This is a genomic window from Arthrobacter sp. T2-23, from assembly GCF_055398325.1.
In genome coordinates this window covers 704,657-720,061 of record NZ_AP027917.1, presented here as the reverse complement: position 1 = coordinate 720,061, position 15,405 = coordinate 704,657, and the positions used below count along the sequence as shown (strand labels likewise).

Annotated in this window: 13 protein-coding genes and 1 tRNA gene; 11 read left to right on the top strand and 3 right to left on the bottom strand. The window is 68.4% G+C overall.

Translation table 11 applies throughout. The features are described 5' to 3' along the window. The first annotated feature begins 12 nt into the window (after positions 1 to 12). Positions 13 to 1,923, top strand: coding sequence for a propionyl-CoA synthetase (locus tag ACZ5Z0_RS03315; RefSeq protein ID WP_464109873.1), 1,911 nt, complete (start codon positions 13 to 15; stop codon positions 1,921 to 1,923). Here the strand turns inward: ACZ5Z0_RS03315 and ACZ5Z0_RS03310 are convergent. Both ACZ5Z0_RS03310 and ACZ5Z0_RS03305 read right to left on the bottom strand, forming a co-directional pair. Beyond that, positions 1,920 to 2,639 carry a response regulator gene (locus ACZ5Z0_RS03310; protein WP_464109872.1) on the bottom strand — a complete coding sequence of 240 codons (720 nt, stop codon included), beginning with the start codon at positions 2,637 to 2,639 and terminating at the stop codon, positions 1,920 to 1,922. The genes ACZ5Z0_RS03315 and ACZ5Z0_RS03310 overlap by 4 nt on opposite strands. Next, entirely contained in the window at positions 2,636 to 4,375 is a 1,740-nt protein-coding gene (locus ACZ5Z0_RS03305; RefSeq protein ID WP_464110699.1) for a sensor histidine kinase, read from the bottom strand. The genes ACZ5Z0_RS03310 and ACZ5Z0_RS03305 overlap by 4 nt, the downstream gene beginning before the upstream one ends. 134 nt (positions 4,376 to 4,509) lie before the next feature. Between ACZ5Z0_RS03305 and ACZ5Z0_RS03300 the strand changes: the two genes are divergently transcribed. The 10 genes from ACZ5Z0_RS03300 to ACZ5Z0_RS03255 all read left to right on the top strand — a co-directional run bounded on the left by ACZ5Z0_RS03300 (position 4,510) and on the right by ACZ5Z0_RS03255 (position 14,293). Further along, entirely contained in the window at positions 4,510 to 5,877 is a 1,368-nt protein-coding gene (locus ACZ5Z0_RS03300; protein WP_464109871.1) for a cation:dicarboxylate symporter family transporter, read from the top strand. 286 nt (positions 5,878 to 6,163) lie between these two features. Then, positions 6,164 to 7,063, top strand: a complete 900-nt coding sequence (locus ACZ5Z0_RS03295; protein ID WP_138769671.1) for a ParA family protein — start codon at positions 6,164 to 6,166, stop codon at positions 7,061 to 7,063. Positions 7,064 to 7,071: 8 nt separating this feature from the next. Further along, positions 7,072 to 7,917, top strand: a complete 846-nt coding sequence (locus tag ACZ5Z0_RS03290; RefSeq protein WP_138769670.1) for a segregation and condensation protein A — start codon at positions 7,072 to 7,074, stop codon at positions 7,915 to 7,917. 116 nt (positions 7,918 to 8,033) lie between these two features. Next, entirely contained in the window at positions 8,034 to 8,615 is a 582-nt protein-coding gene (gene scpB / locus ACZ5Z0_RS03285; RefSeq protein ID WP_464110698.1) for an SMC-Scp complex subunit ScpB, read from the top strand. A 109-nt stretch (positions 8,616 to 8,724) separates the two neighbouring features. Beyond that, on the top strand, positions 8,725 to 9,915 hold the full coding sequence (locus ACZ5Z0_RS03280) for a pseudouridine synthase (RefSeq protein ID WP_464109870.1): 1,191 nt from the start codon (positions 8,725 to 8,727) through the stop codon (positions 9,913 to 9,915). Positions 9,916 to 9,917: 2 nt separating this feature from the next. Next, positions 9,918 to 11,027, top strand: coding sequence for a prephenate dehydrogenase (locus ACZ5Z0_RS03275; RefSeq protein WP_464109869.1), 1,110 nt, complete (start codon positions 9,918 to 9,920; stop codon positions 11,025 to 11,027). Further along, positions 11,027 to 11,755: a (d)CMP kinase gene (gene cmk, locus ACZ5Z0_RS03270; protein WP_464109868.1), complete on the top strand. Its 729-nt coding sequence runs from the start codon at positions 11,027 to 11,029 to the stop codon at positions 11,753 to 11,755. Before ACZ5Z0_RS03275 ends, cmk begins: the two co-directional genes overlap by 1 nt. Before the next feature lie 49 nt (positions 11,756 to 11,804). Then, positions 11,805 to 12,503 carry a lysophospholipid acyltransferase family protein gene (locus ACZ5Z0_RS03265; protein ID WP_464110697.1) on the top strand — a complete coding sequence of 233 codons (699 nt, stop codon included), beginning with the start codon at positions 11,805 to 11,807 and terminating at the stop codon, positions 12,501 to 12,503. Further along, positions 12,500 to 14,050: a ribosome biogenesis GTPase Der gene (gene der, locus ACZ5Z0_RS03260; RefSeq protein ID WP_146337879.1), complete on the top strand. Its 1,551-nt coding sequence runs from the start codon at positions 12,500 to 12,502 to the stop codon at positions 14,048 to 14,050. The genes ACZ5Z0_RS03265 and der overlap by 4 nt, the downstream gene beginning before the upstream one ends. 166 nt (positions 14,051 to 14,216) lie before the next feature. Then, positions 14,217 to 14,293: transfer RNA gene (locus tag ACZ5Z0_RS03255), tRNA-Pro, on the top strand. Between the two features lie 93 nt (positions 14,294 to 14,386). Here ACZ5Z0_RS03255 and ACZ5Z0_RS03250 read toward each other — a convergent pair. Continuing rightward, a complete protein-coding gene (locus ACZ5Z0_RS03250; protein ID WP_464109867.1) occupies positions 14,387 to 15,256 on the bottom strand; it encodes an Fpg/Nei family DNA glycosylase in 870 nt (289 codons plus the stop codon). Positions 15,257 to 15,405 lie beyond the last annotated feature (149 nt).

Below are 15,405 nucleotides of genomic sequence, written 5' to 3'. Positions count from 1 at the left end.
CGGGAATACTTCATGGTCACCAAGAGCTACCGGGACAGTTACCAGCGCAGCGTTGAGCAGCCGGAGGACTTCTGGCTTGAAGCCGCCGGAAAAGTCGACTGGAGCACGCCGCCCAGCAGGGCCCTCGACTCCAGCCGCGCGCCGCTCTACGGCTGGTTTCCCGACGGCGTGCTGAACACCTGCTACAACGCCCTGGACCGGCATGTGGCGGCGGGCCGCGGCGCCCAGGACGCACTGATTTACGACTCGGCCATGCTGGGCACGCAGCAGCGCTTCAGCTACGCCGAGCTCACCGAGCTGGTGGCCCGCTTCGCAGGCGTTCTGCGCAGCCAGGGGGTGGGCAAAGGCGACCGCGTCGTGATCTATATGCCAATGATCCCCGAAGCCGCCATCGCCATGCTGGCCACGGCCCGGCTCGGCGCGATCCACTCGGTGGTCTTCGGCGGCTTCGCGCCGAAGGAACTCGCCGCCCGGATCCGGGATGCCGCGCCCGCCGCGGTGGTCACAGCCTCCGGCGGAATCGAACCTTCCCGCCGCATCGAATACCTACCGGCCGTCGCCGAAGCCCTCGAGCTGGCCGGCACCCCCGACATCCCTGTGCTGGTGAAGGCGCGGGACGGCTTCGGGGCGACCGCGGCGGACCATGCGGGCTGGCTGGACTGGGACACGGTGATGGCATCCGCCGAGCCTGCCGCGCCGGTGGACGTGAGGGCCACGGACCCGCTCTACATCCTCTACACCTCCGGTACCACCGGCGCACCCAAGGGCGTGGTGCGGGACAACGGCGGCCACGCCGTCGCCTTGAGCTGGACGCTGGAGAACATCTACGACGTAGGACCCGGCGACGTGATGTGGACAGCGTCCGACGTCGGCTGGGTAGTAGGGCACTCCTACATCGTCTACGGGCCGCTGCTCGCCGGCGCCACCACCGTGATGTACGAGGGCAAGCCGGTGGGAACCCCGGATGCCGGTGCATTCTGGCGCGTGATCCAGGACCACAAGGTCAACGTGCTGTTCACCGCCCCGACGGCGCTGCGGGCCATCCGGAAGGCCGACCCCGAGGCGAAGCTGCTGGGACAGTACGAGATCTCCAGCCTGCGGACCCTCTTTGCCGCCGGCGAGCGGCTCGACACCGACACCTTCCACTGGGCATCCCGCATCCTCGGCGTCCCGGTGGTGGACCATTGGTGGCAGACCGAGACGGGCTGGGCCATCTGCGCCAACCCGCGCGGCCTGGACGGGCTGCCGATCAAGGCAGGCTCGCCGAGCGTGCCGATGCCCGGCTTCAAACTGCGGATCCTTGACGGGGCCGGAGAGGAAGTCGAAGCCGGCACCGAGGGGAACATTGTCCTGGGGCTACCGCTGCCGCCGGGCACCCTGGCCACGCTCTGGCGCAACGACGACCGCTACATCTCCTCCTACCTGCAGGCCTTTCAAGGTTGCTACGCCACCGGCGACTCCGGCTACCGGGATGAGGACGGCTACCTCTTCGTGATGGGCCGCACCGACGACATCATCAACGTCGCCGGCCACCGGCTCTCCACCGGCGCCATGGAGCAGGTGATCGGCCAGCACCCGGCCGTCGCCGAATGCGCCGTGATCGGCCTCGCCGACCCGCTCAAAGGCCAGCGCCCCAGCGGCTATGTGGTCCTCAAATCCGGGGTGGACGTGCCCGAGGAAATCCTGGTCAAGGACCTGATCGCCCTGGTCCGGCGGGACATCGGCGCCGTGGCGGACTTCAAGCACGTCACCGTGGTGGAGGCGCTGCCCAAGACCCGCTCGGGCAAGATCCTGCGCAAGACCATGCGCCAGATCGCCGACGGCGACGACTACGTGGTGCCCTCGACCATCGAGGACGCCGGGGTGATCGACCAGCTCTTGGAGGCGCTGCGGCCCGATGCAGCGGGGGAGCGGCCGGCCTAGGACCCGGCCCGACTCCAGCGGTATTCGTTTTCGGGCCGGCCGGGCGCACCGTAGCGCGCCGTGCGGGAGACGGTGCCGGCGTCGGCAAGGTACTCGAGGTAGCGGCGGGCGGTCACCCGGGACATGCCCAGTGCTTCCATCACCTCGCTGGCCGATACGGCACCTGACTGCTGCTTCATGAAGTCCTGTACGGAGCCCAGGGTGGACCCGGACAGGCCCTTGGGCAGCGGCAGCTCCGAGGGCGCCCGCAGGCTGGCGAAGGCCTGGTCTACGTCGCTCTGGGACGCGCCCGGCCCGGCACCGTCTGGCCCGGGGGAAGCCAACTGCTCACGGAACAGCCGGTAGCTGCGCAATTTGTCCGCGAAGGTGGCATAGGTAAAGGGTTTGATCAGGTACTGCACGACGCCGGTCGCCACGGCGCTGCGGACGATGTTCAGTTCGCGCACCGCCGTGATGGCAATGATGTCGGCGAATAGGCCGGAGGCGCGCATCCGGCGGGCGATGTCCAGCCCATGCAGGTCCGGCAGGTTCATGTCCAGCAGGACCAGTTCCACGGGCTGGCCGGCGGCCGACAGGTCCGACATCAGGCGGAGGGCCGACTGCCCGTCCGGGGCGGACCCGGCCAGGGTGAACCCGTCCAGCCGGCCGATGTAGGCGGCGTGGGCCGCGGCGGCAATCGGTTCGTCCTCGACCACGAGTACGCGGATCTCGCTCATTGCTGTTCCTTTGCTGTCCCGGCTGGTTGTTCCTGGGAGCCTGCTGCAGGGTCTGCTGCTGCGGGGCTGCCGGCTGCGGGGCCTGAAGCGGGGGCGGCTGGCGCCGTCGGCAGCGTGACCCGGAACTGTGCCCCGGCCGGGCTGGTGATTGTCATGCTACCGCCCAGCCGCTGCACGGCCTGGCGCACCAGGGCCAGTCCGAGTCCGCGCCCGAACGGCCCCGGTGCCTTGGTGCTGAAGCCGTGCCGGAAGACGTCCTCCACCGCGTCCGGATCGATGCCCGGGCCGCTGTCCTCCACCGAGATCTGCAGGGCTCCCCCCTCCGACGCGACCGAGAGTTCAACAAGCCGCGGCGGCGGCGCATCGGCGGCCGCGTCGATCGCGTTATCCAGCAGGTTGCCCAGGATGGCCACGAGGTCCTGGACGGCAAGCCCGGTGACGGCGGTGGAGCCGCCGGTGGTGAGGATGAGTTCGACGCCGCGTTCGTGGGCCTCGGCCGCTTTGCCCATGACCAGCGCGCCGAGCACCGGTTCGTCGAGAGAACTGACCAGGTCGTCGGTCAGCCGCTGGCTCAGCTCCAAATCCTTGGTCGCGAAGTCGAGTGCCTCGGCGCCGCGGCCCAGCTCCATCAGGGACACCATGGTGTGCAGCCGGTTGGCGTGCTCGTGCGTCTGGGCCCGAAGCGCGTCCGAGAGCGTGCGCATGGTTTCCAGTTCACTGCCGAGCGACTCGATCTCGGTGCGGTCCCGGATGGTGGCGACCGTGCCGTAGACCGGTGACCCCGCCGTCTGGCGCTGGCGGGATGCGGGGGAGCGGGGCCCCACCGCGGGGCCCTGGTTGACCACCAGCACGCGCTCTCCGGTCAAGTGGATTTCGTCCTGCGCGGTCCGGCCGGACTCGAACAATTCCTTGAGGCTCGGCGCCAGCGGCAGTTCGGCCAGCGACGGTGCCGCCGCGCCGCGGCCGCGCGGGAAGCCGCCGTCGACCGCGCGGGGCGGGACCCCGAGTAACGCGGCCGCCTGGTCGTTGTACATCACCACTTTGCCCTTGCGATCGACGAGGATCACGCCTTCGCGGACCGAGTGCAGCACCGATTCGTAGTAGGCGAACAGCTGGGCGAGCTGCTCGGGCCCCCAGCCGCGCGTCACCCGGCGGAGGTACCGGCCCAGCAGCCAGGAGGCCACCGATCCGCCCGCCAGCAGGGCGACCGCGATCGCCAGCAGGGCGGGCAGCCGGCCGGAAAACGCCACATCCACCGTCCCCACCGTCACGCCCGCCGCCACCAGGGCCAGGACCGTGCCGTTCGCGTCCTTGACCGGGGCGATGGTGCGCACCGAGGGTCCGAGCGTCCCGGCCATAATCTCGGTGAAGACCTGGCCCTTCAAGGCGGCGTCGATCGAGCCGATGTACGGCTTGCCCAGCTCCTCGTCGCGGGGATGGGTCCACCGGGTCCGGTCCGGCGCCATGATCGTTATGAAGTCCGCGCGGGCGTCCCGCATCACCCGCAGGGCGTAGGGCTGCAGCAGCGCGGACGGATCGGGGGAGCCCGCCGCCTGCAGGACCAGGGGGTTGTCTGCCACGGCGGTGGCGATCCCGGCCATCCGCCGGCCCGCTTCCTCGTAGGCGTGGTCGCGCGCGTCCACGAAGGTGGCCGTGCCGACGACGGCGGTCAGGGCCAGCATGAACAGCAGGTGAGCCACGAACAGCCTGCGGGCGATGCTCCAGTGATGGATCAACTGCACCTTCCATGACCAATATGAACGCAACGGTGATGCGCATCACTTCATCCCCAATGATGGAGGAACACGCAGAACGGACGTGATGCGCATCCCAAGCCGCATCAAAGTCCAGCCTATCCAAGGAGAACAACATGGCCTCTCAACGAGGAGAGTCAGCGGCGCCGGCCGCGGCGCCGGTCAAGCAGCGCAAGGGTCTGGACAAGTCCCACTACCTTTACATCGCGGTCATCGCCGCCGTCATCCTCGGCGCCGTTGTCGGCCTGATGTTCCCGGAGGTCGGCAAGTCCCTGAAGCCCCTCGGTGACGGCTTCATCAAGCTCATCAAGATGATGATCGCCCCGGTCATCTTCTGCACCATCGTGCTGGGCATCGGCTCCATCGCCAAGGCCGCCACGGTCGGCAAGGTCGGCGGCCTGGCCCTCGGCTACTTCATCGTGATGTCGACGTTCGCCCTGGCCATCGGCCTCGTCGTCGGCAACCTGATCCACCCGGGTGAAGGCCTCAAGCTTGCCCCGTACGACCCGAACAAGAAGGCCGCCACGGACAGCACCGTCGACTTCCTGCTCGGCATCATCCCGGGTGACATCCCCGTGCTGCCCACCCTGCTGGCCGCCATCCTGGTCGGTTTCGCCTTGCAGAAGATGGGCCCGCAGGGCACCCCGATCCTGAAGGCCATCGGCCACGGCCAGGCCCTCGTGTTCCGCATCCTGATCATGGTCATGTGGCTCGCCCCGGTCGGCGCCTTCGGCGCCATCGCCGCCGTCGTCGGCGCCACCGGCGTCCAGGCCATCATCAGCATGGCCACCCTCATGGTCGCCTTCTACATCACCTGCGCGGTCTTCATTATCGTGATCCTCGGCGGGCTCCTCCAGGTCGTCTCGGGCGTCAACATCTTCCGCCTGATGAAGTACCTGGCCCGCGAGTACCTGCTGATCTTCTCCACGTCCTCCTCCGAAGCCGCTCTGCCCCGCCTGATCGCGAAGATGGAACACCTCGGTGTGTCCAAGCCGGTCGTCGGCGTCACCGTCCCCACCGGTTACTCGTTCAACCTGGACGGCACGGCGATCTACCTGACCATGGCCTCCCTGTTCGTCGCCAACGCCATGGGCACCCCGCTGGACCTGGGCGCCCAGATCTCGCTGCTGATCTTCATGATCATCGCCTCCAAGGGCGCCGCCGGTGTCACCGGCGCCGGCCTGGCTACCCTGGCCGCAGGCCTCCAGGCCCACCGGCCGGAGTTGCTCGGCGGCGTCGGTATGATCGTCGGCATCGACCGCTTCATGTCCGAGGCCCGTGCGCTGACCAACTTCACCGGCAACGCCGTCGCGACCGTCCTGATCGGCACCTGGGTCAAGGAGATCGACGGCGGGCAGGTCGAACGCGTGCTCTCCGGCGCCGCGCCCTTCGACGAGCAGACCATGATCGCCGGGCACAGCGCCGCGCAGCCCGCAGCCGAGCCGGCCTCCCACCCGGCACAGCCGGTCCCGGCCAACGCCTAAGCACCAGCAGCGGTACTCTCAGATCACAACTAAACCGCCCGGACGCGCAACCCGCGTCCGGGCGGTTTTGCGTGGTCCAGGGATCCGCCGGCCGGCAACCCTCGACCTCTACCAGAGGGTCAGACGCGCCGGGCGGCGGTTGTCAAGGTCCGTCGAATACCGTGTCGGGGGCTGTAACCTTGGGAGGAATAACGATCCGTCCCGGGCGGCGCCAGCCTCAGCAGGCAGCGCCGAACCAGCCGGATCCGGCAGGAAAATCACCGTCATCGAAAGTGTGGATAGATACGTGAGCAGCGAACAGGGTTCAGCCACTCTGGAAGGCACCGAACTCGACCTGGAAGACGCCGTGATGGGCCCCACCGGGCGCCCTTACCGCGATTTCCCGGAACCCGCGCCGCTGTCCTCGCACGGCCCGGCCCGGGTCATCGCCATGGTCAACCAGAAGGGCGGCGTCGGCAAGACCACGTCCACCATCAACCTGGCCGCGGCCCTGGCCGAATACGGACGCCGTGTACTCCTGGTCGACTTCGATCCGCAGGGCGCGCTCTCAGCCGGACTGGGCACCAACCCGCACGAACTGGACCTGACGGTCTACAACGTCCTGATGGACCGCAAAGTCGATATCCGCGACGCCATCCAGAAGACCGGCGTCGAGAACGTGGACCTGCTGCCGGCCAACATCGACCTCTCTGCCGCTGAAGTCCAGCTGGTGAACGAGGTCGCTCGCGAACAGGTCTTGGACCGGGCGCTGAAGAAGGTCGAGGACGACTACGACGTGGTCCTGATCGACTGCCAGCCCTCGCTGGGGCTGCTCACGGTGAACGCGCTGACCGCGGCGCACGGCGTCATCATCCCGCTGATCTGCGAGTTCTTCGCGCTGCGCGCGGTGGCGCTGCTGGTCGAGACGATCGACAAGGTCCAAGACCGGCTCAACCCGCGGCTCCAGGTCGACGGCGTGCTCGCCACGATGTACGACGCCCGTACCCTGCACGGCCGCGAAGTCATCGCCCGACTCGTGGAAGCCTTCGGCGACAAGGTCTTCGAGACCGTTATCAAGCGGTCCATCAAGTTCGCTGACGCGACCGTCGCCGCCGAACCCATCACCAGCTACGCCGGGAACCACGCCGGCGCCGACGCCTACCGCCGACTGGCCAAAGAGCTGATCTCGCGCGGCGGCGCGCCCTAGCCAAGGCCGTGGTAGCGACAGCCCCGACGGCGGAACTGTCGCCGTCCGCCAAGAAACCCGGCTTCGAGGTACGGCTGGCCAATTTCACCGGTCCGTTCGACCTGCTGCTGGGCCTGATCTCCAAGCACCAGCTGGACATCACCGAGGTGGCGCTGGCAACGGTCACCGACGAATTCATCAAGTACATCAAAGGGCTGCAGCGGCTGGGGGAAGACTGGGCGCTGGATGAGGCCAGCGAGTTCCTGGTCATCGCCGCGACCCTGCTGGACCTGAAGGCGGCCAGGCTGCTACCCGCCGGCGAGGTCGAGGACGACGAGGACATCGCCCTGCTCGAGGCCCGCGACCTGCTGTTCGCCCGGCTGCTGCAGTACAAGGCCTTCAAACACGTGGCCGGACTTCTCGGCTCGACTCTGGAACTGGAGGGCCGACGCTACCCGCGGCAGGTCGCCCTGGAGGGCCACTTCGCTGCATTGTTGCCCGAACTGGTCTGGAAGCACAGCCCGGCGGAGTTCGCCGCCCTCGCCGAGAAGGCCCTGAAACCCAAGGAAGCGGCCCCCACCGAGGTTGGCCTCGCCCACCTGCACGGGACGCCGGTCAGTGTGAAGGAACAAGCGGAAATCCTCGGCTTGCGCCTGCGGCTCGGCAAACCGCTCACCTTCAGGTCCCTGATCGCCGACGCCGAATCAACCCTCGTGGTGGTGGCGCGGTTCCTTGCCCTGCTGGAGATGTTCCGGGACAAAGCGGTCGCATTCGACCAGCTGCTGCCCCTCGGCGAGTTGTCCGTGCACTGGACCGCCGACGACGCGGACTGGAGCAGCGAGAACCTGAGTGAAGAATACGAGGAACAGCCGTGAGCGACGCAGGGAACCTTTCCCAACCCGACGCCGACCCCGGAGACGCCGGAGAGCCCGGGATTCCTGACCTCGCCGGCCTGCCCGGGGGCGCCCGCGCGGCCCTCGAGGCGGTGCTCATGGTGATCGACGAGCCAGCCACCGCCACGGAACTCGCCACCGGCCTTAACCTGACGGTCGACGTCGTCGAAGGACTGCTCGGGGAACTGCAGCGGGAGTATAACGGCTATACTGGTAATGCCCCGGATGCGGATGACGCCAGCACATCTTTACCTACTGCTAGCTTCAGTGCCGCCCCCCGGGGTTTTGAATTGCGGAATATCGCCGGTGGCTGGCGGATCTATTCCCGCGCTGAGTTCGCCGACGTCGTAGGCGGATTCGTGCTGGAAGGCCAGACGGCCAGGCTGACGCAGGCGGCGCTCGAAACGCTCGCCGTCATCGCCTACCGCCAGCCCGTCTCCAGGGCGCGGGTCTCTGCAATTCGTGGGGTCAATGTTGACTCCGTGGTGCGGACGCTGACCCAGCGCGGCCTGATCGAGGACTCGGGAAACGATCCCGAGTCCGGGGCCATCCTGTACCGCACGACGTCGTATTTCCTCGAACGCATGGGAATCGGCTCGGTGGCTGAGTTGCCTCAGCTTTCACCCCATCTTCCAGGGCTCGAAGGCATAGCAGAGTTTTACGACGCAGGAAGAATGTAGGCAGGAATGCTGCCTGCGTAAGAGTATCCACCAGGGCAGAACCATTTGCCCGGCCGGTGGGGGACTGCCGTGAGGCAGCCGTCACGGGCCACCAAACGAAGGACGGGTCATGACACAGGCGGGACGCCAGGGTTCACCACGTAACAGTTCGGGACGCACCAGCGCCGGACAACAATCAGCGCGCACCCAGGGTGCGGGCGGCGCAGGCCGAGGCCAGCGCGACGTCTCCAAAGGCGGCGGCGACCGCCCCTTCAAGCGCCCCAAGCCGCGCGAAGAGGCTTTTGTTGACCCGGATCTGAACCCGGGCGGCGGAGCGCCGGACCAGGCTGACCGGAAGGCCGGCGCCAAGCCCGCCGCCCGCAAGCCCGCGGCCCGCAAGCCGGGCGCCGGCAAGGTCCCCGGCACCCCGGGCGCGCTCAAGCCCAAACCGCGCGTCGGCGCCGGTGCGGCCAAGGCAGTCGGGTCCCGCGCCTTCGGCAGCGAACGCTTCGGCCAGAGCCTCGGCCCCGTCCGCAAGCCGGCCCGCAAGCGCGGACCCCGCGGCGCCGTGCCGCAGTCCGAGCTGCACGACGCCGACGGTGTCCGCCTGCAGAAGGTCATGGCCTCCGCCGGCGTCGCCTCGCGGCGCGTCTGCGAGGAAATGATCGCCGAAGGCCGCGTCGAGGTCGACGGCCAGGTCGTCACGGAGCTCGGCGTGCGCGTCGACCCCAAGACCGCCGTGATCCATGTCGACGGCCTGCGCATCCAGCTGGACGAAAACATGGTCTACATGGTGTTCAACAAGCCCAAGGGTGTTGTCTCCACCATGGAGGACCCGGACGGCCGCCCGTGCATCAGCGACTTCGTTCGCAACCACCACGGCGAACGCCTCTTCCACGTCGGCCGCCTCGACGTCGCCACCGAGGGCCTGCTCCTGCTGACCAACGACGGCGAGCTCGCCAACCGCCTGACGCACCCGTCCTACGAGGTGCCCAAGACGTACCTCGTCCAGGTCCGCGGGCCGTTCCCGCAGGGCGTCGGCGCCCAGCTCAAGGCCGGCATCGAACTCGAAGACGGCATCGCCTCCGTGGACTCCTTCAAGCTCGTCGACTCGACCCCGGGCCACGTGCTGATCGAGGTTGTGCTGCACTCGGGCAAGAACCGCATCGTGCGGCGCCTCTTCGACGCCGTTGGTTTCCCGGTGCTGCGCCTGGTACGCGTCAAGGTCGGACCCATCGGCCTGGGCGACCAGCGCCAGGGCAGCATCCGCAACCTCGGCAAGCAGGAAGTCGGCCACCTGCTGGCATCCGTGGGGCTGTAGGCATGTCCGCATTTCGCACCCACGGCCGCGGCCACCTGAACGGGCCGGTCGTGGTCCTGGGGACCGGGCTGCTGGGCACCAGCATCGGGCTGGGCCTTCGCGGCCGGGGAGTGGCCGTGTTCCTCTCCGACCCTTCGCCGACCAACCAGGCCGTCGCCGTCGACATCGGCGCCGGCCTGCCTTTGGCTCGCCTTGAGGGCGAAGCGCCGGAACTCGTTGTGGTCGCCGCGCCGCCGGACGTGACTGCCGACGTCGTCGCCAAGGCCCTTGCGGACTACCCGCAGGCCGTAGTGGCCGACATCGCCAGCGTCAAGGCGTCCATCCAGGCAGAACTGCGCGCCCGCGGCGCCGACCTGGCCCGCTACGTTGGCACGCACCCGATGGCCGGCCGGGAGAAGTCCGGCCCGGTGGCCGCCCGCGGCGAACTGTTCACCTCCATGCCCTGGGTGCTCTGCCCCTCGGCTGAAACCCGGCCCGAGGCACTGCAGGCGGCCCGCGCTCTGGCCGGCGACCTAGGCGCCGTCGTCTCCGAATTCGGCGCCGAGGAGCACGACGAAGCCGTGGCGTTGGTCTCGCACCTGCCCCAGGTCATGTCCTCGCTCGTGGCCAGCAGGCTGCAGGGAACCCCGCTGCACGCCCTTTCGCTGGCCGGCAACGGCCTGCGCGACGTGACCAGGATCGCCGCGAGCGACCCCACGCTGTGGGTGCAGATCCTCGGCGCCAACGCGGGCAAGATCGTGGAGATCCTCTACGGCGTCCGCGAGGACCTGAACCGGCTGATCGGAACCCTCGAGGATCCGACGGCGCCGGGCGCCCGGCTGGACCTTGCCCAGCTGATCAGCGAAGGCAACGCCGGCCAGGCCCGGATCCCGGGCAAGCACGGCGGACCGCCGCAGGCCTACTCCTGGCTGACCGTGCTGGTGGACGACACGCCCGGCCAGATCGCGAAGCTCCTGACGGAGATTGGCGAAATCGGCGTCAACCTCGAGGACCTCCGCCTGGACCACTCCTCGGGACAGAATGTCGGCATGGTGGAAATCTCCGTGCTGCCCAACAAGCACGAGCTGCTCATCGAAGCCCTCAACGACCGTGGATGGCGGGTACTCCAGTAATGACCCAGGAACTCATTGAAATGGTGGACGTCGTCCGCCCCGGCAAGAGCCTCGTCGTCGCAATCGACGGACCCTCCGGCTCCGGCAAATCGAGCGTCAGCAAAGAGGTGGCACGCCGGCTCCGGCTGGCCTACCTCGACACCGGCGCGATGTACCGGGCCTTGACCTGGTTCTGCCTCGACAGCGGCACGGACCTTGCCGACGGCGAAGCCATTGAAGCTGCCGCCGAGGGACTCCAGCTCGAGATGAGCACCAGCCCTCAGGAAGAATATGTCCGGGTCGCGGGGACCGACATCACCGACGCCATCCGCGAACCGGCCATTTCCGCCGCGGTCAGCGCCATCGCCACCACGCTTGGCGCGCGGACCGAACTGATCCGCCGGCAGCGCGAGCTGATCGAAAAGCACCACCGCCGCATGGTGGTCGAGGGACGGGACATCACCACCGTCGTCGCACCCCACGCCGAGGTACGCATGCTGCTCACCGCCAGCGAGGAGGCACGCCTCCGCCGCCGCGGCATCCAGCTCGGCGGCAGCCAGAGCGCCGAACAGCTCGCGGCGCAGGTCACAGCCCGTGACGCGAAGGACTCCACCGTGGTGAACTTCACCCAGGCGGCCGACGGCGTGGTCACCCTCGACTCCTCGGACCTGGACTTCGCCCAGACCGTCGACGCGGCCCTCGGGATCGTGCACCGCGTCATCAACCACACGGCCATCAACCGTGACTGAGCGCCCAGCCGGGGCGGAGCACCCCGGCCGCTGGTTCCTCGACGGGACCATGGCCTGGAGCCGGCCGGTCGGCTGGATCCTGGACCACCTGGTCTACCGGACCACCGTCAGGGGCCGTTCCAACGTGCCGGACGCCGGCCCGGTTATTTTTGCCGGAAACCACATCAGTTTCCTGGACGGCCCGGTCATGTTCGGGGCCGCGCCGCGGCCGATGCACATTTTCGTCAAGAAGGAGATGTTCCGGGGCTTCCCGGGCCTGGTGCTGAAGGCCTCCGGCCAGTTGGCGGTGGACCGGTCCGGTGACCGGACGGCGCTGCAGCGGGCCAAGAGCGTCCTCGACGCCGGACGGTGCGTCGGGATCCTTCCCGAGGGCACCCGGGGGAGCGGGGAAGCCGCGGCGATCAACAACGGGGTGGCCTGGCTCGCGCTGAACTCGGCCGCCACCGTGATCCCGGTCGCCATCCTGGGCACCAGGATCGGCGGCGAGCACCTCAACGCGGTTCCCCGGCCCGGCCGCCGGCTGCATGTCAGCTTCGGCGGCGCCCTCAATCTCAGCCGCAGGCCCGGGGAGACCGGGCGTGCTTCAATGGACAGGGTGGGAACCGAGATCCGCGCCGCCCTTGCGCGGCACGTCCAAGACACCATTCAGTGCAGCGGGCAGAGCCTGCCCGACGCGGATTCCCCGCAAGAACGCCAGACAGCAGTAGCCGGGACGCCGGCAGATCACCACCTAAGGAAAGTGCAATGAGCGATACGACTCAAACCCCCGGCCACTTCGGCGCCGGCGAAGACGAATACACGCCCACCGGCACGGACCAGGTGGCGGAGAATCTTGCCGCCCTGGACGACGAGGAAGCCGAACTCCGCGCGGCCTCGCTCCGCGCCGGCCTGGATGACTACGAGCTGGACGAGGAAGACGCCGCCCTGCTGAGCGGCCGCTACGAGGACGAGGACTTCGACGGCCCGGTCAAGCTTGACCCGGTCCTGGCCATCATCGGCCGGCCCAACGTCGGCAAGTCCACCCTGGTCAACCGCATCCTGGGCCGCCGCGAAGCCGTGGTCGAGGACACCCCCGGTGTCACCCGTGACCGCGTGATGTACTCGGCGAACTGGAACGGCCGGAACTTCACCGTCGTCGACACCGGCGGCTGGGAGCACGACGCCCGCGGCATCCACGCCCGCGTTGCCGAGCAGGCCGAGATGGCCGTGGAGCTCGCCGACGCCGTGCTGTTCGTGGTGGACTCCGCCGTCGGCGCGACCGCCACGGATGAGGGCGTCATGAAGATGCTGCGCAAGTCCAAGAAGCCGGTCATCATGGTGGCCAACAAGGTCGACGACTTCGCCCAGGAAGCCGACTCGGCCGCGCTCTGGGGCCTCGGCTTCGGCGAGCCCTACCCGGTTTCAGCGCTGCACGGCCGCGGCGTCGCCGACCTGCTCGACCACGTGATGGACACGCTCCCGGAGTTCTCCACGATCGAAGGCCTCGAGCGCAGCGGCGGCCCCCGCCGCATCGCCCTGATCGGCCGGCCGAACGTCGGCAAGTCCTCGCTGCTGAACAAGCTCGCAGGCTCCGAGCGCGTCGTCGTCGACAACACTGCCGGCACCACCCGCGACCCTGTCGATGAGTTCATCGAGCTCGGCGGCCGCACCTGGCGCTTCGTGGACACGGCGGGCATCCGCCGCCGCCAGCACATGGCCCAGGGCGCGGACTTCTACGCCTCGCTGCGCACCCAGAGCGCGCTCGAAAAGGCCGAGGTCGCCGTCGTGCTCCTCGCCGTGGACGAGGTGCTCAGCGAGCAGGACGTCCGCATCCTGCAGTTGGCGATCGAATCCGGCCGCGCGTTGGTGCTGGCGTTCAACAAATGGGACCTGCTCGACGACGAACGCCGCACCTACCTGGAACGGGAAATCGAGCAGGACCTCGCCCACGTGGCGTGGGCCCCGCGCGTCAACATCTCGGCCAAGACCGGCTGGCACAAGGACCGCCTGGTCCCGGCCCTGGACACCGCGCTGGAGAGCTGGGACAAGCGCATCCCCACCGGGCGCCTGAACGCGTTCCTCGGCGAACTGGTGGCGGCGCACCCGCACCCGGTCCGCGGCGGCAAGCAGCCCCGCATCCTCTTCGGCACCCAGGCCTCGAGCCGGCCGCCGAAGTTCGTGCTTTTCACCACTGGCTTCCTGGATCCCGGCTACCGCCGCTTTATCACCCGCCGGCTCCGCGAAACCTTCGGCTTCGAGGGCACGCCGATCGAGGTCAACATGCGGGTCCGGGAAAAGCGCGGCAAGAAGCGTTAGTTCCGAACGCGCCCGCCGCGGGAAAATGTTCCCGTGACTCAAGTGAAAGTGTCACGGGCACCCTCCGGAATCGTGTAAGCTTTTGGAGGTGGTTCGGCCGGACTGCTCAGATGAATTCCTTTGGATTTCCAAACGAAGCATCGGGAGCGGAGAACGGCGGAACCAGCGGGCTGTAGCGCAGCTTGGTAGCGCACTTGACTGGGGGTCAAGGGGTCGCAGGTTCAAATCCTGTCAGCCCGACCAACAGAAAGTACCCCGCCATTCCGGCAACGGAGTGGCGGGGTTTTCTGTTTCCCGGCACACGTCGGTTCAGGCACCGCCCGCTTCAGGAAGCACCTACTTCAAGAAGCGCGACGTCCGCCGGTCCGCCAGGATTTTCCCCTTCGTCTGGCAGCTTGGGCAGTATTGCAGCGCGGTGTCCGCAAAGGAAACCTCGCGCACGGTGTCACCGCAGACCGGGCACGCCTCACCGGTCCGGCCGTGCACCCGCATGTGGCTCCGTTTCGTGTCCTTGAGCTCGCTGGGCGGCTTCCCGGCGGCTTCCGCCAGCGCCGTGCCAAGGATGTCGTGGATGGCGTCGTAGAGGCGTTCCACCGCCGCCCGGTCGAGGGAACTGGCAAGGGCGAACGGGGATGTCTTCGCCGCGTGCAGGATCTCGTCGCTGTACGCGTTGCCGATGCCGGCGATGATGCCCTGGCTGCGGAGCACACCCTTGATCTGCTGGGAGCTGGCCGCCAGGATCCGGGCCAGCGCATCGACGTCGAACCCGGAGCTGAACGGGTCCGGGCCAAGGGCCGCGACCCCGGGCACGTCTGCGGGATCGCGGACCACGTACATCGCCAGGCTCTTCTTCGTGCCGGCCTCGGTCAGGTCCAGGTCGAGCGGGCCGTCCCCGCTCGAAAACGACAGCCGCGCCGCAATGTGCCCGCTACCCATTTTCAGCACCGCGCCGGTGGGGGAATCGGTAAAACGGACCCAGCCTGCCCGGGCCAGGTGGAAGACCAGATGCAGCCCGCCGGCGTCGAGATCCATGAACTTGCCGTGCCGGCGCACGCCCGTCACGGTCCTGCCCTCCAAGGCCGAGACGGGAGGATCCGCCGTCTTGAGCACGGCGAACGAGACGAGCTGGACCTTGGTTAGGACGGTTCCGCGCAGGCGGGCGTCCAGAAAGTCCGCCAGGGCCGCCACTTCCGGTAGCTCAGGCATGGGCAAATCCGTCCGGAACGGGTGCAGGTGCTGCCATGGCCCCATCATGTCAGAGTCCTCCCGGGCGCCGGGCGGATATGCCTATACTTTCAGCGGCGGCTCGATCGATCGGCTGCCGTCGACCTTGGTGATTGACCCGACGAAAGGCC

What these genes read in the sequence shown, in the direction of transcription:
- ACZ5Z0_RS03315 (WP_464109873.1), top strand. Translation starts at nt 13, where the DNA reads ATGGTCACCAAGAGCTACCGGGACAGTTACCAGCGCAGCGTTGAGCAG.
- ACZ5Z0_RS03310 (WP_464109872.1), bottom strand. Translation starts at nt 2,639, where the DNA reads ATGAGCGAGATCCGCGTACTCGTGGTCGAGGACGAACCGATTGCCGCC.
- ACZ5Z0_RS03300 (WP_464109871.1), top strand. Translation starts at nt 4,510, where the DNA reads ATGGCCTCTCAACGAGGAGAGTCAGCGGCGCCGGCCGCGGCGCCGGTC.
- scpB (WP_464110698.1), top strand. Translation starts at nt 8,034, where the DNA reads ATGGTGATCGACGAGCCAGCCACCGCCACGGAACTCGCCACCGGCCTT.
- ACZ5Z0_RS03280 (WP_464109870.1), top strand. Translation starts at nt 8,725, where the DNA reads ATGACACAGGCGGGACGCCAGGGTTCACCACGTAACAGTTCGGGACGC.
- ACZ5Z0_RS03275 (WP_464109869.1), top strand. Translation starts at nt 9,918, where the DNA reads ATGTCCGCATTTCGCACCCACGGCCGCGGCCACCTGAACGGGCCGGTC.
- cmk (WP_464109868.1), top strand. Translation starts at nt 11,027, where the DNA reads ATGACCCAGGAACTCATTGAAATGGTGGACGTCGTCCGCCCCGGCAAG.
- ACZ5Z0_RS03265 (WP_464110697.1), top strand. Translation starts at nt 11,805, where the DNA reads ATGGCCTGGAGCCGGCCGGTCGGCTGGATCCTGGACCACCTGGTCTAC.
- der (WP_146337879.1), top strand. Translation starts at nt 12,500, where the DNA reads ATGAGCGATACGACTCAAACCCCCGGCCACTTCGGCGCCGGCGAAGAC.
- ACZ5Z0_RS03250 (WP_464109867.1), bottom strand. Translation starts at nt 15,256, where the DNA reads ATGCCTGAGCTACCGGAAGTGGCGGCCCTGGCGGACTTTCTGGACGCC.